This window comes from Eubacterium sp. MSJ-33 (assembly GCF_022174665.1).
Classification (GTDB): Bacteria; Bacillota; Clostridia; order Lachnospirales; family Lachnospiraceae; genus Coprococcus_C.
In genome coordinates this window covers 452,198-474,983 of the sequence record NZ_CP076562.1, presented here as the reverse complement: position 1 = coordinate 474,983, position 22,786 = coordinate 452,198, and the positions used below count along the sequence as shown (strand labels likewise).

At 41.7% G+C, this 22,786-nt stretch carries 25 protein-coding genes; all 25 read right to left on the bottom strand.

Annotated elements, in window-relative coordinates; genetic code table 11:
* Positions 1-15 precede the first annotated feature (15 nt).
* Positions 16-897: a MinD/ParA family protein gene (locus KP625_RS02155; RefSeq protein ID WP_238299046.1), complete on the bottom strand. Its 882-nt coding sequence runs from the start codon at positions 895-897 to the stop codon at positions 16-18.
* Positions 897-2,186: a flagellar biosynthesis protein FlhF gene (flhF, locus tag KP625_RS02150; RefSeq protein WP_238299045.1), complete on the bottom strand. Its 1,290-nt coding sequence runs from the start codon at positions 2,184-2,186 to the stop codon at positions 897-899. Before flhF ends, KP625_RS02155 begins: the two co-directional genes overlap by 1 nt.
* Positions 2,176-4,218, bottom strand: coding sequence for a flagellar biosynthesis protein FlhA (flhA, locus tag KP625_RS02145; RefSeq protein WP_238299044.1), 2,043 nt, complete (start codon positions 4,216-4,218; stop codon positions 2,176-2,178). Before flhA ends, flhF begins: the two co-directional genes overlap by 11 nt.
* A gap of 42 nt (positions 4,219-4,260) precedes the next feature.
* Complete coding sequence (gene flhB / locus KP625_RS02140; RefSeq protein WP_238299043.1) at positions 4,261-5,394, bottom strand: flagellar biosynthesis protein FlhB; 1,134 nt, start codon at positions 5,392-5,394, stop codon at positions 4,261-4,263.
* A 1-nt stretch (position 5,395) separates the two neighbouring features.
* Positions 5,396-6,166, bottom strand: a complete 771-nt coding sequence (gene fliR / locus KP625_RS02135; RefSeq protein ID WP_238299042.1) for a flagellar biosynthetic protein FliR — start codon at positions 6,164-6,166, stop codon at positions 5,396-5,398.
* 6 nt (positions 6,167-6,172) lie between these two features.
* The gene (fliQ, locus tag KP625_RS02130) at positions 6,173-6,442 is read right to left on the bottom strand and encodes a flagellar biosynthesis protein FliQ (RefSeq protein ID WP_238299041.1); all 270 of its coding nucleotides are present in this window, start codon (positions 6,440-6,442) and stop codon (positions 6,173-6,175) included.
* A gap of 27 nt (positions 6,443-6,469) precedes the next feature.
* Positions 6,470-7,306 (bottom strand): flagellar type III secretion system pore protein FliP, encoded by an 837-nt coding sequence (gene fliP / locus KP625_RS02125; protein WP_238299040.1) that lies wholly within the window; start codon positions 7,304-7,306, stop codon positions 6,470-6,472.
* An 8-nt stretch (positions 7,307-7,314) separates the two neighbouring features.
* Positions 7,315-7,713, bottom strand: a complete 399-nt coding sequence (locus KP625_RS02120; RefSeq protein ID WP_238299039.1) for a flagellar biosynthetic protein FliO — start codon at positions 7,711-7,713, stop codon at positions 7,315-7,317.
* Position 7,714: 1 nt separating this feature from the next.
* A complete protein-coding gene (locus KP625_RS02115; protein WP_238299038.1) occupies positions 7,715-8,077 on the bottom strand; it encodes a response regulator in 363 nt (120 codons plus the stop codon).
* A gap of 18 nt (positions 8,078-8,095) precedes the next feature.
* Complete coding sequence (gene fliY / locus KP625_RS02110) at positions 8,096-9,217, bottom strand: flagellar motor switch phosphatase FliY (protein ID WP_238299037.1); 1,122 nt, start codon at positions 9,215-9,217, stop codon at positions 8,096-8,098.
* Between the two features lie 6 nt (positions 9,218-9,223).
* Positions 9,224-10,204: a flagellar motor switch protein FliM gene (gene fliM / locus KP625_RS02105; RefSeq protein ID WP_238299036.1), complete on the bottom strand. Its 981-nt coding sequence runs from the start codon at positions 10,202-10,204 to the stop codon at positions 9,224-9,226.
* Positions 10,205-10,228: 24 nt separating this feature from the next.
* The gene (locus KP625_RS02100; RefSeq protein WP_238299035.1) at positions 10,229-10,744 is read right to left on the bottom strand and encodes a flagellar basal body-associated FliL family protein; all 516 of its coding nucleotides are present in this window, start codon (positions 10,742-10,744) and stop codon (positions 10,229-10,231) included.
* A gap of 12 nt (positions 10,745-10,756) precedes the next feature.
* Entirely contained in the window at positions 10,757-11,605 is an 849-nt protein-coding gene (locus KP625_RS02095) for an OmpA/MotB family protein (RefSeq protein WP_238299034.1), read from the bottom strand.
* Entirely contained in the window at positions 11,605-12,396 is a 792-nt protein-coding gene (locus tag KP625_RS02090) for a motility protein A (protein WP_238299033.1), read from the bottom strand. Before KP625_RS02090 ends, KP625_RS02095 begins: the two co-directional genes overlap by 1 nt.
* An 11-nt stretch (positions 12,397-12,407) precedes the next feature.
* Positions 12,408-12,626 carry a flagellar FlbD family protein gene (locus KP625_RS02085; protein WP_238299032.1) on the bottom strand — a complete coding sequence of 73 codons (219 nt, stop codon included), beginning with the start codon at positions 12,624-12,626 and terminating at the stop codon, positions 12,408-12,410.
* 152 nt (positions 12,627-12,778) lie between these two features.
* Complete coding sequence (locus tag KP625_RS02080; RefSeq protein WP_238299031.1) at positions 12,779-14,185, bottom strand: flagellar hook protein FlgE; 1,407 nt, start codon at positions 14,183-14,185, stop codon at positions 12,779-12,781.
* Between the two features lie 83 nt (positions 14,186-14,268).
* Positions 14,269-14,658: a TIGR02530 family flagellar biosynthesis protein gene (locus KP625_RS02075; protein WP_177970089.1), complete on the bottom strand. Its 390-nt coding sequence runs from the start codon at positions 14,656-14,658 to the stop codon at positions 14,269-14,271.
* 37 nt (positions 14,659-14,695) lie between these two features.
* Positions 14,696-15,265 carry a flagellar hook capping FlgD N-terminal domain-containing protein gene (locus KP625_RS02070; RefSeq protein ID WP_177970088.1) on the bottom strand — a complete coding sequence of 190 codons (570 nt, stop codon included), beginning with the start codon at positions 15,263-15,265 and terminating at the stop codon, positions 14,696-14,698.
* Between the two features lie 26 nt (positions 15,266-15,291).
* Positions 15,292-16,689 (bottom strand): flagellar hook-length control protein FliK, encoded by a 1,398-nt coding sequence (locus KP625_RS02065; protein WP_238299030.1) that lies wholly within the window; start codon positions 16,687-16,689, stop codon positions 15,292-15,294.
* 40 nt (positions 16,690-16,729) lie between these two features.
* Positions 16,730-17,467 carry a MotE family protein gene (locus KP625_RS02060; protein ID WP_238299029.1) on the bottom strand — a complete coding sequence of 246 codons (738 nt, stop codon included), beginning with the start codon at positions 17,465-17,467 and terminating at the stop codon, positions 16,730-16,732.
* Positions 17,454-17,924, bottom strand: a complete 471-nt coding sequence (fliJ, locus tag KP625_RS02055) for a flagellar export protein FliJ (RefSeq protein ID WP_177970085.1) — start codon at positions 17,922-17,924, stop codon at positions 17,454-17,456. Before fliJ ends, KP625_RS02060 begins: the two co-directional genes overlap by 14 nt.
* A gap of 17 nt (positions 17,925-17,941) precedes the next feature.
* On the bottom strand, positions 17,942-19,252 hold the full coding sequence (gene fliI, locus KP625_RS02050; RefSeq protein WP_238299028.1) for a flagellar protein export ATPase FliI: 1,311 nt from the start codon (positions 19,250-19,252) through the stop codon (positions 17,942-17,944).
* A gap of 63 nt (positions 19,253-19,315) precedes the next feature.
* Positions 19,316-20,143, bottom strand: a complete 828-nt coding sequence (locus KP625_RS02045) for a FliH/SctL family protein (RefSeq protein ID WP_177970083.1) — start codon at positions 20,141-20,143, stop codon at positions 19,316-19,318.
* Complete coding sequence (gene fliG, locus KP625_RS02040) at positions 20,136-21,155, bottom strand: flagellar motor switch protein FliG (RefSeq protein WP_021985361.1); 1,020 nt, start codon at positions 21,153-21,155, stop codon at positions 20,136-20,138. The genes KP625_RS02045 and fliG overlap by 8 nt, the downstream gene beginning before the upstream one ends.
* Before the next feature lie 4 nt (positions 21,156-21,159).
* Positions 21,160-22,761 carry a hypothetical protein gene (locus KP625_RS02035; protein WP_238299027.1) on the bottom strand — a complete coding sequence of 534 codons (1,602 nt, stop codon included), beginning with the start codon at positions 22,759-22,761 and terminating at the stop codon, positions 21,160-21,162.
* Positions 22,762-22,786 lie beyond the last annotated feature (25 nt).

Below are 22,786 nucleotides of genomic sequence, written 5' to 3'. Positions count from 1 at the left end.
ATCATCAGCATTCAATTAACGAATCCTCTTCTTGGAACGGAAGAAATCAATAAACACCCTTGCAATTCCATCTTTCTTCTTGCTTTCTTCTACAGTATCGTCATTCAAACGATTCACAAGCTGGCAGATTCCCTTCGTTGCTGCCGCTCCCGGATACGCCTGTACGAGTGGTCTTTGTTCAATTACAGCCATTGACGCATTTTTATCCTGTAACACCGATCCTAAAAACGAAAGCTTCGTATTCAGAAATTTTGAAGACACCGTATCTATTTTATGGAAAATCTCTGCGCCTTCCGCCTCATTTTCCACACGATTTGCAACAACATGAATTGTTTTATAAATCGGGTTGAAGCTATTTTTTCTCCGTAACACCTTTAACAAAGAATATGAATCTGTAATAGATGTAGGCTCCGGTGTAACAACTAGAACAACCTCCGGACTCATCATAACAAATTCCATAACAGAATCCGTAATTCCAGCACCTGTGTCAATAATCACTACATCATACATCTGGTCAAGCTTCACCAATTCTGAAATCAAAAGTTTGATGCTTGCATTATCCAGAGTTGCAAGCTCGGAAACACCGGAACCACCAGATATAAACCCGATTCCAGCAGGTCCCTGTGTAATAATTTCAGTCATGGATTTGTTATTATGTATCAGATCCAGAAGATTGTACTGCGGCCGGATACCCAGCATAACCTCGACATTTGCAAGTCCAAAGTCCGCATCAAACACAACTACTTTTTTCCCACGTCTTGCAAGTTCCAGCGCAATATTTACTGAAAGTGTCGTCTTTCCGACACCACCTTTTCCGCTTGTAATTGCAATAACTCTTGCATTGGAGATTTCCTGATTGGTCTGCACACGTTCCCGTAATTTCGTTGCCTGATCCATCACTTCCCACCTCCTAACAATTTCTTGGCAATGATCTGTGGATCCAGAACACCGATATCATCCGGTACATTCTGTCCCCATGTCACATAAGAAAGCGGCTTGCCTGTATCCAATTTCAGATTCAATATACTACCAAGTCCGTTTGTCTCATCAAGCTTTGTAAAAATAAGATTATAATCAAACATTTCACCATAAGTATTTGCGATCGAAAGTAAATCCGAATATTTCACTGTAGCAGATACAACAAGAAACACTTCTGTTTCATATTCCTTCACGGAATCAATTATCTGCTTCAAATCTTCTTTCTGCTCCTCACTTTTATGTGAACGGCCTGCTGTATCGACCAAAATCAAATCATAATTTTTAAATTTCTCCACACTCTGTGCCATTTCCTCCGGTGTATACACGACCTCCATCGGTGCAGATAAAATATTCGCATACGTCTTCAATTGTTCAATTGCAGCGATTCGGTATGTATCAATAGAAAACATTGCACATTTTAATTTCATATCCAGAGTGCAAAGTGATGCAAGTTTTGCCATCGTTGTTGTCTTTCCAACACCGGTATTTCCTACGAAGAATACAATCTTGGGTTTCTTCTCCCCCGCAGTCAGCGGTTGGATCTCACCAAGTTTCAGAACAATCTTCTGATATACATTTGCCAGTATGTTATCAATTGGCTGTTTGTCATCTTTGAGTGTTAGCTCATCAATAATTTCCTGAGCATGTTCTTTGCTGACTTCACTGTCCATCAACTGTTTAATTACAAGTTCAACCACTTTATTTCGAGATTGCTCCGGTTCCTTCTCTTTTTCTATCGTACTTTCAGCAGCTTCTCCCGAAGAAATTACTTGATCAGCGGCTTCCTTAATGGATGTCTCTGCTGATTTATGTGTCTGCATCTGCTGTTCCAGTAATTTGGCAATACTGTTGATTTTTTCTTCAATTGCATTTTGTGCCTCCTCACTATAAGAATCTTTATTCTCCGCAAATGCTTTTCCAAAAAGAAATGGTTCTTCTGCTGTTTCATTCCGGCGTTCCTGTTTTAAGTCAATTGTCTGCTCATCCGATCTTACGGAAGAAACTACCGGTGCTGTCGTTGCTGCCTGTTCTTCCATATCATCATCAATTGCTGCTGTCAATTCTACACGTGTCTTCTTAAAAAAGCGCATAATACCACCAGGCTTGATTTTCTTGACATTCATCACAATCGCATCCGGTCCGAGATCCTCCTTTGCAAGCAGAATTGCTTCTTTTTCAGTTAATGCTTTATACTTCTTAATTATCATGAATCGTTATCACTCCCACGGACTTTAATTCCACTTCCGAGTCTATCTCATTATATGAGATAACAATCAGGTCTTTCAAGTAATCATTTGTTAATTTCTTAAAATACATCCGAACAATCGGCGATGTAACAACAATTGGAGCATCTCCCTTGCTCTCCAGCTTCTTCACTTCAGCTTCCGTAGCTTTGAGTATCTGTTTTGTCACAGCAGGATCCAGAGAAATAAACGCTCCCTGTTCCGTCTGTTTGACAGAACCCATGATCATCTGCTCAACCTGCGGATCAAGCGTAACTACCGTGCCAGACTCCACATCTCCAAAATATTTGTTGGAGATTGCACGTTTTAAACTCTGTCGTACATATTCCGTCAATATATCTGTATCACGGCTGGTTGCCGCGTAATCCGCCAGAGTCTCAAAAATCGTAACTAAATCACGAATGGAAATACCTTCCCGTAACAGATTCTGTAATACCTTCTGAATATCTCCGACGCTGAGCAGCTTCGGTACAAGTTCATCTACCAGTGTCTTATTGTTATCTTTGATATTATCAATCAGATTCTGGACATCCTGCCTGGTCAGCAGTTCATCCAAATGCTGTTTGATAACCTCCGTCAGATGCGTTGCAATAATGGAAGGCGGATCAACTACCGTATAACCAAGCGATTCTGCACGTTCACGCTGAGATTCCGTAATCCACATTGCCTCCAGATGGAATGCCGGTTCCAACGTCGGAATACCAACGATTTCATCTTCTACATAACCCGGATTCATCGCCATATAATGGTCAAATAAGATTTCGCCCTCACTAACCTGGATCCCTTTAATCTTGATAATATACTGATTTGGATTTAACTGAATATTATCACGCAAACGTATAATTGGCACAACCGCTCCAAGTTCCAGTGCAATCTGCCGTCGAATCATAACGACACGGTCAAGCAGATCACCACCTTGATTGACATCCGCTAACGGTATTATACCATATCCAAACTCGAGTTCAATAGGATCTACCTGCAGAAGAGAATTGACATTTTCATGCCTCCGTACTTCTTCAGCCTGTACCTCTTCCTCCTCGACTTCTTCTTTGACTGCCTGTGCCTCTTCTTTTCCTTTAACAGAAAAAGACAATATAATAAATAATATTCCATATACCGCACAGAAAAAGAAATTCAAAGGTGTGAAGATACCGAACAGAATCATCGTGATTCCAACAATTAAAAGTACCTTAGGAATACTAAACAACTGTCCGATCAGGATATCTCCGATATTTTCTTCCTTAGATGCCTTTGTAACCAAAATACCGGTCGAAAGTGAAATCATCATCGAAGGAATCTGCGATACCAATCCATCACCAATCGTAAGGATTGTATATTTACTGATAGCATCCGAAAAAGAAAGTCCTTGTTGTGTCATACCCATAATCAGGCCACCGACAATATTTATCAGTGTGATGATCAGACCGGCTGTTGCATCTCCCTTTACATACTTAGAAGCACCATCCATAGCTCCGAAGAACGCGGATTCCTGCTGAATCTTATCTCTTCTTCGAATCGCTTCTTTATCATCGATTGCTCCAGATGAAAGATCCGCATCAATCGCCATCTGCTTTCCGGGCATCGCATCCAGAGTAAATCTTGCTGTTACCTCTGATACACGTTCCGAACCTTTATTGATTACCATCATCTGTACAATAATCAATACGATAAAAACAATCGCTCCAATAACAAGATTTCCACCACCGACAAACGAACCAAATACTTCAACGACCTTACCCGGATTACCGGTAGATAGAATTAATCGCGTGGATGATACATTCAGTGAAATACGGAAGATTGTTGTAAAAAGTAACAATGTCGGAAAACCGGACATATTGAGTATTTCACTTGTAAACAGACAATTAAATACAATAATCAACGACATAGAGATATTAAACAAAATCAGCCAGTCAAGCATGGTACTCGGAATCGGGATGATCAGAAATACTACTGCTGCAAGCAGATAAATTCCTAAAAATATATCATTTTTCTTCATACCATCACCGTCCTTTCCTGCATAATTATTCTCGTTCGCTTACTAACTTACTTTATTCTTTATTTTGTATACATAGGCAAGTACCTCTGCAACTGCCTGATATAATTCGGGTGGAATTTCATTTCCAATCTCAACATTTGCATACAGCATACGTGCCAGTGGTTTATCTTCAACGATCTCGACATTGTTCTCCTTTGCAAGATCTTTGATTTTAAATGCCAGATAATCAGCTCCCTTTGCAACCACGATTGGCGCCATGCTGACCGTATTATCATATTTTAATGCAACTGCAAAATGTGTCGGGTTTGTAATAACAACATCTGCCTCCGGTACACTCTGCATCATTCTTCGACGTGCCGCCTGCTGCATACGCTGTCTCTGTTGGGATTTAACCTTTGGATCTCCTTCCTGATTCTTATACTCATCTTTTACCTCCTGTTTTGTCATCTTCAGATCCTGCTTATGCTTCCATTTCTGGAACATCCAGTCTCCAAGTGCCAAAACAAGATACATCAGAGAGATTTTAATTCCAAGATCCATAACCATATCAAACAATATTCCCAAGCAATCTTGAATTGTCAGATCATATGCTGTCATAAAAATACCAACATAATCTTTGACAACAGAATATGCAACCGCTGAGAAAACAATGATCTTAAAAATTGATAAGACCAGTTCAAACAAAGACTGTTTGGAGAACATCCGCTTAAAGCCACTAATCGGACTTAATTTATTGAACTTCGGCTGCATCGGTTTTGATGTTACTTTCCATGTAATCTGAATCCGCTGAGATAAAAGCGCAACGACAAATGCAAAAATTACAAACGGCGCAATCGTAATAGTAATATACTGTACAGAATCAAGCAGAATCTGCCATGCACGCACATGAGAAAAGTCATCTCCCGTCTCATTTGCAATATTTTTCCAAAAATACGGAAAAACATTTACCAATCGTTCTCCTATAAATGATATAAATATCCGTAAACACAAAAAAAATGCCAGAAGCATAGCCGCAGATGTGAGTTCTTTGCTCTTTGCCACCTGACCTTCTTTTCGTGAATCTTCGATTTTCTTTGCGGTTGGTTCCTCCGTTTTTTCTCCACCCTCATCATTCGCAAAAAACTGCAGATTATAGCGGAGTAAAAGCGGCGTCCGTATTTCTTCCAAAGAAGGCACGTTACAACCCTCCTAATATCGTCTGAATCATATCACGCATCCGTTCCATAATATAATTGGCTATATTCGGAACAAACATAATACAAACTGCAAGCAAAAATAAACCAACAAATACTTTCAACTGCATACCGATTGCAAACATATTCATCTGTGGTGAGCTTTTTGCAAGTACACCGAGAATAACATTTAACATCGTTGCCCCTAAAAAAACCGGCATAGCAATTCGAAATCCAATCATAAATACCTGCACAATGAACTGAATCAAGGATGTGTAGATCAAATCCGGATTCAAAACAATTCTGCCAACCGGAACAAGTTCAAACGACTGTGCTGCCGCAGACAATATATAATAATGCAGATTCGATATCATAATTACAAGACAGACAATCTTGTCATATAACTCTCCCGTTATCGTGACCATCCCCTGATTCGGATCAAATGTCGTTGCCATCGAAAATCCAATCTCACGGTCAATAAATTCTCCCGCAATCGCAAGTGCTTTCATAGATAACCCTGCCACAAATCCAAGCAACAGTCCAACCAGTGCCTCTTCTAGCACTAGTGTTGAATACCCCAGTACATCAGAATAAACCGGAAGTGATACATCAACTACCTGATAAAGAATCAACGAGACAAAAAAAGCAATTGAGATTTTCATTCTTGTATTCAGAGAATTATGTCCAAAAACAGGTGCAATTGATATAAAACACGCTACACGGACAAGCACAAGTAAAAATGCCTCCAGCGTAAGCGTCGATATCGTAAAGGACATCGTCTATCACCCCACAAACTCTCCGAACCGACTATATAAATCCTGTATAAAAGAAAGAATATTATTCAATATCCAATCCCCACAGATAATCAGTGATAGAAATACACAGATCATCTTCGGAACAAACGTCAGTGTCTGTTCCTGAATGGATGTAACAGTCTGAAAAATACTGATAATCAGACCAACAACCAATGATGTAATTAACATAGGGGCACTACATTTGATTACCAGCCATACAGCTTCCACTGTAATAGCAACAACATCACCTGTGCTCATTGACTCACCTCGATACTGTTAATACTGTCAAAAATTAAACGAATTCACAAGCTGACCGATTACCAGATTCCATCCATCTGCAAGAATAAACAATAAAATTTTAAATGGCATGGAAATCGTCGTTGGTGGCAGCATCATCATACCCATAGACATAAGTACCGATGATACAACCATATCTATCACGATAAATGGTATATAAATCAGGAATCCAATAATAAACGCAGCACGTAACTCACTGATAATAAACGCCGGAATAATAATCGTGATGGAAAGCTCATCTACACTTTCCACAGGCTCTACCTTTGCAATATCCATAAACAAGCGCAAATCATCCTGCCTTGTCTGTTTTAACATAAATTCCCGCAACGGTTTTATGCCGCGTTCCAATGCCTCCTGCTGCGTTATCTCTTCAGCCACTAACGGATCATACGCCTCCGTCTTTATCTGAGCAATCACAGGGCTCATAATAAAAAGGGTTAAAAATAACGAGAGCCCTATCAATACGTTGTTAGGCGGTGAGCTCTGTGTACCGATCGCGGTACGAACAAAATGTAACACGATGATTATTCGTGTAAACGACGTCACCATAACCAGAATTGATGGAGCTAACGAAATTACGGTTATAATCAATAATATCTGAAGTGTACCGGAAAGAGATGTCTGGTCTGAGTTTGTGCTCAGTGACAACCCCAGTGTTGTTGCATCGTCATTATCCGATGTAATGCTGTCTGTCTGACCCTCTTCCACTCCGGTATCCGGTGTCACACCGGTTGCATGTACAGCCGTTGCACCGGAAAAAATAACAACAAACGCAAGCGGTATAAGAAATAGCACTAAAAATTTTCGTATTTTACTAAATTTCATTCGAATACCTACTTTTCGCTATCGTCTTTTGCATTTCCTTTCATATTCGCCAGAACTTCCTTAAAACTCATCTTCGGAGCCATTTTATCTGATGTATCTTTCACCTGTTCCGGCAGCTTCAAATCATCTTTGTCAAGTTCTGCGATCACATGGATTTCTTCTTTTCCAATTCCAAGGGCATAATACTTCTCTCCTATCTTGGCAATGGCTATCATCTTATTGCCACCGACACGATATGATTCGATAAACTGAATATTATTCTTGGCTGACCATGTATTATTCTGATACTTTGCAATCATTCTGGTAGAATAAAACGCCAAAACCAACACGAGAACCGTAATCAATATCAGTTTTACAATACTCCACCCGGCAGAAAATCCACTTGTAAGAATTGCACCAAAAAACATATTATTCCACTGCCTTTTTTACTGCTTCAATAACTCGATCCGGCTGGAATGGCTTTACAATGAAATCTCTGGCACCTGACTGAATAGATTCAATAACCATTGCCTGCTGTCCCATTGCAGAACACATAACAACACTGGCATTCGGATCAAGTGCTTTAATCTTCTTCAAAGCCTGAATACCATCCATCTCCGGCATAGTAATATCCATCAATACCAAATCCGGTTTTGTCTCCTGATATTTTTCAACAGCCTTTGCACCATTTTCTGCTTCCCCTGCAATGTTGTATCCATTTTTAACCAGGATGTCCTTAATCATCATTCTCATAAATGCAGCATCATCACAAATAAGTATACTCTTTGCCATATCATTACTCCTTAAACCTTAGATTTTTTCTTTTATTATTTCAGTAATTCTGATACCAAAACTTTCTTCGATTACAACAACTTCTCCCTTGGCAACCAGCTTCTGATTTACCATTACATCAATGGGCTCACCTGCCAGTTTATCAAGTTCAATAATTGTTCCCGGTGCAAACTCCAAAATCTCTTTGATGGATTTTCTCGTACGTCCAAGCACCACGGATACTTCCAAAGGAACATCCATGATCAAATCTATGTTTTCCTGTTGTAAAGCAGGATTCATTACCGGATTAAACGCCTGAAACTGTACACTTTGCACATTGACATCCGGTTGCGTCATTTGTGGCATCATAGATTGTCCCATCATCGGCTGCCCCATCGCAGGTTGTGGTTGTGGCTGCGGAACCGGTTGTGGCTGCGGTTTCGGTTGTGGAGCCGACGGTGGTGTTTCCTCCTTTACATCTTCCGTTTCACCGCTAAACTTCTTATAAAGTTCTTTTGCAAACTGAATCGGATATAACTGCATAATTGTGCTATCTACCAAATCTCCGATTGTCATCCGAAATGTGACACGCACAAAATCTTTATCTAAAAAGTCACTGTTTTTTGCTGCATTGATGTTTCCTGCCATATCTACAAGTTCTGCATCCGGCGGGCTGATATCAATCTTACAATTCAACATAGATGACAATGACGTAGCCGAACTTCCCATCATCTGATTCATCGCTTCACAGATTGCGGAAAAATGGAGATCCGTCAGTTCCGGAGCGGGATTTAATCCATCTCCTCCCATCATAAGATCTGTAATGACTTTTACGTCATCCTCTTTTAATATCAGTACATTGTTACCATCAATACCTTCCTTATACAGAATATTGATAAATACGCACGGTTTTGTGTACTCGGATGTAAGTTTTTCCCAATTTGTAATTTCCACAACCGGGGTTGTAATCAAAACCTTCTGGTTTACAAGCGAGTACAAAGTTGTTGCAGCCGTTCCCATGCAGATATTGGAGATTTCTCCAATCGCATCTTTTTCCTCCGGGGATAAAGCAGCATCGTTACTTGTCTGGGTAGAGGAAGAACCTGTGTTCATATTCCCAAGCAATGCGTTAATCTCTTCCTGAGATAACATTCCGTCCATGTTCTATTATTCCTCCTCTCTTATAATTTCTGTTACTTTCACTGCATAATCATCATTAAATGATCCAGGCAATGCTTTAAATTTTACTATATTTCCTACATAAATATCAAGCTCATCTTCAATTTTGCGATTCAGCTTGATTACATCTCCTACCTGAAGATTAATAAAATCCATTACCGTAAGAGAACTCTTTCCAAGTTCCGCTGATACAGGAATCAATGCCCGGTTGATTGCCGTTTCAATCACATCTGCATAACTCGTCTCATCACGATCCTGCATCGTTGAAAACCAGTATTTTGTGTTCAACTTGTCCATCACATCTTCCAACGTAAGATACGGAAGACAGATATTCATCAGTCCTTCCACACCGCCTATGTTGATGTTGACTGTTACAATAGCAATCATTTCCGTTGGCGATATAATCTGAGCAAACTGTGGATTCGTTTCAATGCGTTCGAGATACGGGTGAATCTCCACGACATTCGTCCATGGTTCCCGTAACAGGTCAATCAAAATAGTAAAGATTTTCTCCAATATCGAAAGTTCAATCTCAGAGAATTCCCGTTTCTTCTCCAACGGTTCCCCTGTACCACCGAGTAGGCGGTCTATGATTGCATAGCCAAGATTAGTTGCAACCTCTATAATGATATTCCCAGATAGCGGTGCCATATTTACAACACCAAGCAATACCGGATTGGATAGCGCATTTGAAAACTCCGAATAGGTAACTGCCTCAGAGTTCATCACCTCCACCTGTACATTCTTACGCAGATACGCAGGTAAGTTACTGCTCAACAATCTTCCATAATGTTCAAATATAATCTCTAATGTTCGTAGATGCTCTTTTGAAAACTTGGCCGGCCTTGAAAAATCATACTCTTTTACCTTGACACTTTTCGTTTCCGTAAAGTCGTCTGCATCAAGCTCTCCAGTGGATAATTGCTTCAAGAGCGCATCTATTTCGTTTTGTGAGAGTACGTCAGCCACGTTTTCTCACCTCCTGGCAATAATCTACTGTGCAACCCAATTATAAAAGCTAACTGAGTAAATACATTCGGTATTAAATGTCTCTTTAAGCTGTTTCAACAACTCATCTTTAATCTTGTTCGTGGTTGTCTCCCCATCAATCACTTCGGTATATGTATAGCTTCCAATGATATTTCTCGCCATATCATAAATCATAGCAGTCGAAGCCTCAATGTTTGCAGATACCTTCGAATAATCATTGGCAGTCTTATCCATGTTGATTGTCAGTCCGTACTGTACAACATGCAGATCTCCGGTTCCGTCATTCTTCAGATTAATCGGATTTCCCTGTTCTAACTCATAATGTGCCAGATTACTGACGTCAAACGTATCTTCCTTCGTCTGAGATGCAATCTCTATATCCAAAACTTCAGCAATATCTGTAATCAGTTTGTTTGTCTTGGATGTGGATGGCATAAATACAAATACAAGCAAAATATTAAATACAAGATTTATGATACTGATTGCTAATATAAAAACTGTTATTAGATTCTTCTTCATGTTTAAAACTCCTTAATTATTTGAATTTTGCTTGTTGTAAATCTTAATTGCAACCCGACGGTTTTTTGCCCGTCCCTCTTCCGTCTCGTTCGATGCTGCCGGGCGGCTGTCTCCATATCCGGCAATTTTGATATTACTGTCTATGAAATGTTCCTGTGAAACAATGTATTCATATACGCTTCTTGCTCGTTCTGCAGAAAGCGACCGGTTATCCTTGTACTTTGAATTAGAAATCGGCACATTATCCGTATGGCCTTCAATCTCTATCACATTGTATTTATACTTCACAAGAATCTGAGCAATCTTCTGCAAAAACAGCTTTGAATTATCCTTGACTTCCGCATTACCGGAATCAAACAGAATGGAACCATTCAAATCAAGTTCTACATACTGGTTATTGAAATCAAGTATCACTTGATCATCAATCGCATAGGTTTCTGCCATCTGCATGATTTCTTCATACATCGCTTCTGACTGTTCCGCCCCACGTCGGTCAACTTCCGCCTGCAGTTCATTGTCTGATAAATGCTCTGCATCGGTCGGAGAAGCACTGCTAGCATTATCTCCCGTATTACCATCGATATTTTTACCTGCCTCCGACAATACGCTGTCTGTATCTGCAAGTTGTGTCATACCTCCGGATAACATTTCACCGGTCAACAGCGACACACTTCCTTCGCTAATCACACTGAACGACAGATTATCAAAAGATGCTGCAATCTTCTGGATTTTTCCTTCGTCCATAGTAGAACTCGCAAAAAGCAATACGAAGAAACAAAGCAACAGATTCATCAAATCACTGAATGTAGACATCCACGCCGGTGAACCTTCGTCTGGCGGCTGTTGTTTTCTTTTTGCCATTAATGACCACCGCCTTCTTCTGCGAACTCCTGACGCTCCTTCGGTGCAAGGAAGGATTTTAACTTTTCTTCTATGACACGTGGATTCTCACCTGCCTGAATTGACAGGATTCCCTCAATCATAACCTCTTTTAATTTGATTTCTGTCTCATTTTGCAAAGACAGCTTTGCAACAATTGGCGCACATAACCAGTTGGCTATGATAGAACCATACAAAGTCGTTACAAGCGCAACGGACATGTTTGGACCGATAGAATCCGGATCTGACAGATTCTTCAACATGTTAATCAATCCAAGCAGCGTACCGATCATACCCCATGCAGGACCTGCAGTCGCAATATTTTTCCAAAACGTTATATTCCCCTGATGCCGGGAATCCACATTCATAAGTTCTGCTTCAAGAATACTTCTCACAAGTTCCGGATCCGTACCATCGACGATCAGCATGATTCCTTTTTTCATAAATTCATCTTCCAAATTATTTGCCGATTCTTCCAATGCAAGCAAGCCTTCACGTCTTGCAAGGTTGGAAAGCTCGATAATTGATTTGATTGTACCTGCCTCATCCGACTTTGGATTCTTGAAAATCAGACCAATGGACTTTAAGCCAGACAAAAACCCTTTTAAGGAATTTCCGGCAAACGCACTACCCAGAACGCCACCAAATACAATATATACAGATGGCATATCGACAAAGTTATCTACGATTACACTGAAATCATGACCATTTACCATTCCGTAAATCATCAAGCCAAATGCAACCACCATTCCTATGATTGAAGTAAAATCCATGTTGTTATCCCCTATACATTCTCTGCCTTGTTCCCACAATCCAAGAATAAAGCAAATATTTTTTTCTTATAGCCAATCACAAGTGAGGTAACTTGCTCAGCAGACTCACTCACGATGAATTTTTTGCCGTTCGTAAGCGTAATCACAGTATCCGGTGTCTCTTCTACTGTCTCTATCAGTTCGGCATTGATCGTCATCTTTTTCCCTTTTAATCTGGTTACTTCAATCATATCTCTGTACTCCCTGAAAGATTACACATTTTCCGACATTACAATTAGGCTAATTATAGCACAGTTCGATTTTTATGTCTACAAAATAAGGCAGGCATTTTCCACTTTTTCACATTGTCAAAAGTAGAAAACACCTGCCTTTTATTTATAAATTATCGTTTCAGGTTTACAAGTTCTTCCAGCATGGAATCTGAAGTTGTGATAATTCGTGAATTTGCCTGAAATCCTCTCTGTGTTGTAATCATATCTGTGAACTCTGCAGACAAATCAACATTTGACATTTCCAAAACACCCTGTGAGATTTTTCCGCCATCCTCATCAACAGATGTTCCGATTCCATCAAAGTAACCAGAGTTCTGTGTAGTTGTATATACACTGTTTCCAAGTGCTTCAAGTGCCATCGGGTTTGAAAAGGTTGCAACAGATATCTGTCCAAGCAGTTTTGTCTCGCCATTCGTGTAAACGCCGTACAGCTTACCTGTCTCATCAATGCTGACATCATTTAACTTACCCATAGAACGACCGCCTCCGGTTGAATCCGCAGCTCCACGTACCGCCTTTATTGTAGACTTACCGTTTGATTCAAATCTTGTTAAATATGAAAAATTGACATCAATTCCATCGACAGCCTCACCATTGATAACAGACTGGAATACATCACCCTTCTCGTTCGGATTATTCGGTTTAATCTCAAGCATCGCATTTTTTTGTCCCGCTGCTCCAACATATTCAAAGTTACCTGTATCCGCATCGAATTTGACCTGAATGGAATTTGCGCCTCCGATTGTAGCTGTATAACCACCTTCAACAGCAGCCGTTGTCGGATCGTCCGGTCCTGTTATCTCAATATTATTTGAATCCTTGATGGATACAATCTCAAGATTATACAAAGACTTATCCGCCTGGTTCTGATCCTGCGTTAACTTAAATTTTACTGTATAATTATAACCGAGTGCATCATAGATTGATACTGAAATTGCACGTCCATCCACAGATGTAAGTTCAGGATCTGTCATATCAATATTTCCGGTCAGATGTGCATCGGTTGTCATCTGTGGAGATGACACCTTATTATCTTCTGACTCCGGATAAAGTGCCGATACCGTATCCTTCTTGATCTGGTTCGGATTATCCGGGTCAACCTGCCATCCCATAACCTGATATCCACTTCCGTTTACAAGACATCCACTTCCATCGACGCCAAAAGAACCTACCTTAGTAAAATAATTTGTTCCACCACGACTGACCACAAAAAACGCAGAACCGGAAAGCATCATATCATATGTATTGTTTGTTGTCTGCGCACTACCATTCTGTGTGATTGATGTCTGAATGGACGATGTCTTGGCACCAAGACCGATCTGGGATGCGTTTGTACCACCTGTGGTGGCTGTCGCACCGGTCGCATTGGCACTTGTCTGATATAAAACATCGCTGAATAACACCGATGAAGATTTGAATCCTGTTGTATTAACGTTCGCGATATTATTACCGATAACGTCCATTTTTGTCTGATGTGTCTTAAGTCCGGCAACACCGGAATAAAGTGATCTCATCATAATTTTTGACCTCCATAATCTTGTTTTAAGTTTTCCTCTGTCGTTCGGAAAACCAAAAGCCTCCTTATCGGTCCGGCTTCTTCTTATACAATGACGGCTCCGTCAATATTTGTAAACACCTGTCCGCTTTCTCCCTGTTCCATCGCAGTAACTACGGTATTATTCTTGACATTCACAATAAATGCCAGATTATCCATCATTACAAGCGACTCCTGAATCTGCTTCGTCCGTGCCTGTCCAACACCCTGATTCAGGCGATCAAGCTGATCCTCGGACAATTCAATATTTCGATTTTCAAGCCGCCCTATTGCATGTTTGGAAAATTTCACTTCCTGTTTGACTTTCTCATTTAATACATCCTGAAAGCTGACAGTTTCTTTGTTTGATTCTGTCGTTTTTTCCGGCTTCAAATTCTGGAAATACAGATTTGCAGCCTGTCCCACGGAAAGAAAATCAACATCAAAAGATCGCATATGCATTCCCTCCTTGTTCTGCATAAACTGTCATTCCTTAAGCTTCTTTCGTCTTGTCCGCATCATCTGTTTTATCCAAATTATCTGTCTTGCCACCGGCATTATCCGTACCGTTCGTGCTGTCGCTTGTATTATCATCCTTATTGATTGTTCCATCACTGTTTGCATGCTTTTTCAAATACAGATAATAATCGTAGTCAATCACAGAATCCAGATCCTCTGCAGGATAATATGTGTTATTGACCGACAGATACACATCGCCATCCTTAACTGTCGCATACTCTACCAATCCACTGATCATTGCCTGTTTACCAGAAGAATCAGTTGTGTTCATAATTACATATTTTCCAACCAGATTCAGGTTATTTCCTTTATCCAGAGTATCGCTGATATTAAGCTGTGCCTCCAATGCAGAATACTGTGCAAGCTGTGACATATACTCTGTATTATCACTTGGATTTAAAGGATCCTGATACTGCATCTGTGTTACAAGCAAATTCAAAAATGCTTCCTTGTCCAGATCGCTTCCGGATGTTTTCCCTTTGGATGTTGCAGAATAACTGTTTGAGCTGTTTGCAATACCGCTGACTGCTGAATCAACTGCCATCGTTACGCCTCCTTTCTTATGTCATGTTATGCCATATAATTCACCTGATTACCCTGTGCTTTCATCATCTCTGTCTCCAAAGATGCATTCTCATTTATATCATCGTCAGAACCGCCTGCATAATTAACTGCGCCCGTCAAATTTCCTGATTTATGTTCCTTCTGTTCCATCTGTGCTTCGGCACCGTTTTCTTCCGTGAAATAATCCGTTGTTCCAACCATAACTTCAATGGCATCCACCTTCAGATCCCGATTTTCAAAAGCCTCTTTTAAGGCTGCCAGTCCCGACTCCACAGCCGCCTTTGCCGCCTCTGTTTCTGCAATAATCTGTGCCTGCATTACACCGTTTTTCGTAGATACATGAATCTGTACCTTTCCGAGCTGTTCCGGATTTAACTGCAAAGTCATCGATGTAACATCCTTCGATAAGTTCAGTTTGATCTCATCCACTATCTGACGAACGATATCCGCCTGCGTTACAGATGTATCAAACGGTGTCATTGAAATTTCTTCGACCGTCACCTGCGCCATTGCCTGATTCAGATTGGAAATCACGTCATCCGAATTCTGTTTCATCAAATCCGCAGAAGTATCGGATGCCCCCGAATCTTCCGTCTGTACTGTCATCTGCACCTCTGTATCTGAGACCTGAGATTCCGCCTTTTTTACATCCGTCCGGGTAATATGCTCCGGTGTCGTATGTGTAACCGGCTCCGCTTTTGCTTCTACAGGCTGTGACTTTTCTGCATCTGCAGCTGTCTCCTGCTTTTCTGTCTGTGCAGGTACTGTCTCCTCCGGAAGTAATTCGTCAACCGGCAATTCTTCTGTAACTGCTGTGTCATCCGATACTTGAAGAACTTCATCCAGAAGCTGCATTGCCTGCTGCATGAGATTATTCAGAGATTCGTCGATCAGCAGATCCACAGATGTTGCATCATTGATCTGTAAAATAAAATCCTTCATCACAGCCGGATCAAGCAGATCCTGCATCGTAAGTCCCACTGTCTGCAAAAGATTCTGTAATGTCTCATCATCCACATTCAGAAGTTTTTTAAGCTTATTAGAAAGTAATTCCGCTTTCAAATTATCACTTTCTGTTTCCTGTGGAGTTTCATTTTGCTTTGTTTTTTCTGCGCCGGTGCGCGTTGTTTCGGTCTTTGCATCCGATCTTGTATACTTGTTCAGATCTGTCCGCTTTTTCTCGCCAGAAACCGTTGTATCTGCCTGTTTTACCGCATCCACATTGTTTTTCGTCGTTGCGGAATCTGCCGTCTGCGCAGTGGTATTCGGATTGGTTGCTGCCAGGTTCATCAGATCAGCAAATGATCCAGATGTTTTGTCCTTTGACTTTGTTTTGTCTGTGGTTCCGCCCGTCTGGCTCATATCGACTTTCCCAATTCCACTCGATTGAATTCCTACAATCATTTGCGTCCCTCCTTTTTTATTAATCGAAGTTATACAATGACTATGGCAAAAGTTTTTTTGTTACCGCGGCTGCAAAATCCGGACTCATCGCTGCAAGTACCTTTCCTCTCGACTGCGCATCCATATTGTTCATGATCAAAGCAACCGTATCAAGGTCATTCCCCATCGTCTCCAAAATCTTTGCAGCTTCTGATGCATTCATCTCTTGATATGATTGTGCCATCTTCTTGATACTGTCATCTGTCTGGTCCTGTTCTAATACCTGCTGATAGATCTCGGCGGCAGATTCTGCATCAAGTTCATTGTACCACTCTTTATATGTATCGGTATCCGGGGCAGAATCTCCATAGACTATTTCTTCATAAAATTTATTTTTTTCATTTTCAAAATCAGTCTGATCTTTTACCGTTCCATTCAACTGATCAACTTCTGCCTGCAATTCCGTTACTTTATCATTCAACTCCGATATTTCTGCATCCTTGCTCCCAATCGCAGCATCCTGCTCTGCAATATGCTTCAAAGCATCCTCAAGATTCGTATACGGGTAGTCACTTTCAATTGCAACTTCTTCATCCGAAGCATCCGGCAATATTTTATTAATCACAGGAATATCCTTAAATACCGGGCGTAGTACACGGCTTCCAAATCCACCTACATCACATTTTATGAGCAGACACATCACACTCAGCCATGTAATCACAATCAAAACCCCGATCAAAACACCGACTCCCTTGCTGCTTCCAGAATTTTCGCCTTTTTCCCTCTTATTTTTTGCCATTGCTTTCTACCTCTTTCTTCGCGCTTGTAAACTGATACCCCGCTACTTCATCTGTCTCCCGCTTTTCAGTTGCATTTAACTCCAGTTTAAATTCATCGAATTTCTTTTCTTTCAGTTTTTCATGCATTTTCCGTTCCTGCATTTCCCGTGCCATCTTTTGTCGGGCAAGCTCCAGTTCTTTACTCTTTTGACGAATAACCGTATTTTGCTCCTCAATCATCATATCCAAAATATCCATGCTGTTCGCATTTTCCTCGATTTTAAGAAAATCCAGTTTTCCCTGTATGGACGCCTGATACGCTTCATAATATCGCTGTTTGCGTTCCTTTAATGCATCAAGCTTCTGTTCTTCCGCCGCGAGTGCCTGCCTCGCTTCTGCATATTCCTGCTTGGCAGATTCTTCCAGCTTATATTTGATATTCAAGATATTCTGCATTCGATAGATAAACTTCGCCATACATTCTTCATCCTGCCTTATTCAAAAATCGCATACAACTGCTGCAGTTCATCCTCCAGTAAAAACCTGCTGTCAACATCCTGCATCAGATACGCATTAACCTGATTAATTTTTGTGATTGCATAGTCAATCTCCGGGTTAGATCCGGATTTATAAGCGCCAATATTGATCAAATCCTCTGCATCGTTGTAGGTTGCCAGTACATTTTTTAACCTGCCCGCCGCCTGCTTATGCTCCTTCGATACAATCGCACTCATGCATCGGGAGATACTCGCCATAATATCGATTGCCGGGTAATGATTCTTATGTGCCAGATTTCTCGACAACACAATATGTCCGTCCAGGATACCACGCGCCGTATCGGTGATCGGCTCGTTAAAATCATCACCGTCAACAAGTACCGTATAAAGTCCGGTGATTGACCCCTGATGCGTATTGCCTGCACGCTCTAATACCTTCGGCAACTCCGCATACACTGATGGCGGATATCCTCTTGTAACCGGCGGTTCTCCGGACGCCAGACCGATTTCCCTCTGCGCCATGGAAAATCGCGTCAGGGAATCCATCATCAAAAGCACATCCTTACCCTGATCACGGAAATATTCCGCAATCGCAGTCGCTGTCTTCGCTGCTTTGTTACGGATCAGCGCCGGTTTATCCGAAGTTGCAATCACAAGCACGGAACGCTTCAGACCTTCCGCACCAAGATCCCGCTCAATAAATTCACCAACTTCTCGACCACGCTCGCCAATCAGTGCAATCACATTGATATCCGCCTTTGTATTTCTGGCAAACATACCAAGCAGAGTACTTTTTCCAACACCGCTTCCGGCGAAAATACCGATACGCTGTCCTTTTCCAATCGTCAAAAGTCCATCCACAGCTTTTACACCGAGCGGCAGCACCTCATCAATCAGCTTTCGCTTGAGTGGATCTGGCGGTGGCGCATCAATCGGATATGTCTCGGTTGTTGTGAGCGTACTTCCATCCATCGGACGGCCGATGCCATCTAAAACCTTTCCAAGTAATTCCTCACCGACCGGAACCTGCAGGACACCCTCTGTATTCCTGACAGTTGCCCCCAGTCCGATTCCGTCAACCGAATCATATGGCATCAACAGTACCTTGTTTTCACGGAATCCAACAACCTCTGCCATAACTTTGGTCTGTCCATCTTTCGAGATAATCTCACACAGATCATTCAGTTTTGCCGGTGGTCCTACCGATTCTACCGTCAGTCCGACTACTTTATTTACCTTTCCATAATGCACGCTAAAATCGCGGTACAGCAGTGTATCATATTTTGTTCGGTCAAATCTATTAAACATTCCATTGCTCCATTTATGGCTATATATAGAGAATCGCAGATATTCCTATCTGCGATCCTGTCTTTATTGCGTGGATAATAATTTGATAGCGGTAATCAGATTCCGCACCTGCACGTCCATGGACAGATCCACGATACCCGTGTCACTCTCAATCTGACATTGCCCCTTTTGTAGTTTTGTATCACTGAATATCTCTATAGTTATTCCCGGATTCGCAGCTCCGGACAACCGATCCGCATTATCTGCAATATATGTATAATTCTCTTCTGATACCCTTATAACGAACTTTCTGGAATCCTCATCCTCATTTAATACCTGATTAATCATATAGATCATCACCGGTTTATAATCATCGACCAGTATACCAGTCAGCTTCTGAATCAATTTACAAGCGACATCTACGATCTGTGTTTCGGTATCTGCGATGTTCTCCATCATTTCTTCTCGCGCCTGTGAAAGTGCCTGATCACGTTCCCGGCTGATCTTCTCCAGATACTCATCTGCACGGCGCATCGCTTCCATGTTGCCGTCTTCAAGCCCTTTTGCAAAGCCCTCTTCCTGTGCAGCTTTTCGAATTGCCTCTGCATCTGCGTTGGCATCCTCCAAAATCTTCTGTGCCCGTTCACGCGCATCATCCTGTAAAAGTTTTGCCTTCTCCATCGCGTCATCCAAAAGTTCTTTATGTTCTTCCAGATTAATTGTGGCAGCCATCTCTGTAATGCCCGCCTCAAAGGTATCTCCTGCTTCTGCAGAATTATCCGATGCATCATTTTTCGGGCGAATCACACGCGGTTTGGGCGGTTCGATCACACGGCTGTTTGCATCGATCACAAACGGTTCCTGTGACACCGTACGCACGCCCGGTATCCCGGATTTAAAAATATTAGACAACGATCTCGTCACCTCCACCACGGGAAATTACGATCTCGCCTGCATCCTCCAGTTTTCGGATAATATTTACGATCTTCTGCTGTGCATCCTCGACATCCTTCAACCGGACAGGTCCCATAAACTCCATGTCCTCTTTGATCATCGATGCCAGACGGGATGACAGGTTGTCGAAGATCACCTTCTGTACATCCTCGTTTGCATTCTTCAATGCCACTGCCAGCTCGTTGTTCTCCACCTCTCGGAGTACAGTCTGGATCGCACGGTTATCAAGCAACAGAATATCCTCGAATACAAACATCTTTCTGCGGATTTCGTCTGCCAATTCCGGTTCCTCGATTTCGAGGTTTTCCATAATATGTTTCTCGGTACTACGGTCAACGGTATTCAGGATATTGACGATGGAATCCACACCACCGACAATCGTGTAATCCTGATTGACCAGAGACGCCAGTTTCTTCTCCAATATCTTCTCCACTTCTTTGATTACATCCGGGCTGGTTCGATCCATCATTGCAATACGCTTTGCAACATCCGCCTGCTTCTCCGGTGCCAGTGCACTGACTACAGCTGCCGCCTGCGATGCCGGAAGATATGCAAGAATCAAAGCAATCGTCTGCGGATGCTCGTCCTGAATAAAGTTCAAAAGCTGGCTTGCATCTGCCTTCCGCACAAACTCGAATGGGCGTACCTGCAAAGACGCTGTCAGTCTGCCGATGACATCTCTTGCACGATCTTCGCCAAGTGCCTTATCCAGGAGTTCTTTGGCATACGCAATACCACCCTCTGCAATATATTGCTGTGCGAGACAAACTTCATAAAATTCATCCAGCACTTCATCTTTTAATTCTGCCGATACACTTTTTGTATTGGCGATTTCCAATGTCAATGCCTCAATCTCATCATCCTTCAGATGCTGAAAAATCTTAGAGGAACGTTCCGGACCAAGCGCGATCAGCAAAATTGCAGCTTTCTGCACACCCGTAATATCCGATGAATGTAATGTTGTCGCCATAGTATCACTCCCAATCGTCGTTTAGCCAATTTCGTAACAATGCCACCACTGCTTCCGGATTCTCATCCACAAATTTCTCAATCTGCTGCTTGGAAGCGGATTTATCACTAAACTCAATATCATCCAAAGTCTGATTCTCCTTCGTTGTTGCAAGCAATGCTTCTACCGAAAGTTCAGGTTCTGTCTCGATAACCTCCTGCGGTTTCATGCTTCGGAACACAACAAATAACAGCAAGCCGCCAATAATCACCGCAAGCACGATCGACAAAATGCTCTGTACCGGTACAGGCTTTGTCTCCGCCGGATAAAAGACCGGAACAATCCGCTCTACCACATAGATATTTGCCGCCTTCATACCGGTTGCACTCGCCAGCATATCGACCATCTCCTGTGGGTTGACTGTCTCTGCCGGTGCCGAATTGGCTGCCTGATACTCTGCAAACGTCGTACCATCGAGCAGTCCCTGTTCCTTCATCTGATCCTCGTAATAGTTCTCATACCGTGTCAGATACATTGCCATACTGGAATTCTGCATATTGACATCACCAACCGGTGTCACAGTACGTGGGGTTGTACTGCTCGTCTCATAATTTTCCTTAATCAGACTTAACGTTGATCCTGCACTTGCATTATCAAGCAAATTATAATCGGTAATTTCTTCACCATTTGCATCCGTGCCAACCACGCCGCCAGTACCATCTGTATTTTCCGCAAGGTAGTAATAATAAGACGATTTCGGTCCGGTATCATCTTCATCATTTGAATAATATTCTATATTTTCTATCTCCTGCTGAGAGATATTCACATCCAGATTTGCAGATACAGATACTTCATCATACACACCGGAATTTACCATCAAATTCCAAAGCTTGCTGTTATAGTACTCCTCAACCTGCTGTTGTACCATAATGACCGGAGATGCACTCGTTGTAGAATTCTGACCGGAAAATAGCAATTCACCTTTGTTATCCACAATTGTAATTGCCTTTGTATCAGAATTACCTACACATGTTTTTGCATATTCTACAATTGCATTTGTGCTTTCCTGATTATAATCACCGTTTATGGTAAGCATAATACTGACTGACGCCGTCTGGTCACTCGCATATACCGTATTTGTACTCTCCGGCAGATTGATTGTAACCGAAGCCTTCGTCACCCCCTGCATGCAAGCAATATCCCGTTCCATCTCGGACTGCTTGTAAAGCTTTGCCTTGAGCTTCTTCTCTGAATCTGTCGTGTTGAAGCTGTTATTAAACAAATTATCATAATCTGATTGTCCGTTATTCGTTCCAATACCATTCTCACCGAGCAGCAGACGCGCCTGTGATACCTGATTTTCGTCAACTTCAATCTTTAATGCATCATCGCTGACCTTGTATGTAATCGAATTATCTTCTAACAAATTTGCTGCCTGCGCCGCCGTTGCTGTATCATCAAACGTAGATAACACGACGTAAGTAGTCCTGTTTAAGATTGCAACCAACGCGATTACAGCAACCAGAACAGCCGCCAATACGGAGAAGAATAACACTTTCTGTCTTTTTGTATATTTTTTCCAAAACTCAACTATCTTTGACGGTAGTTGTCTAAACCATTCTCTCATACGATACCTATTCTATATGCATCTG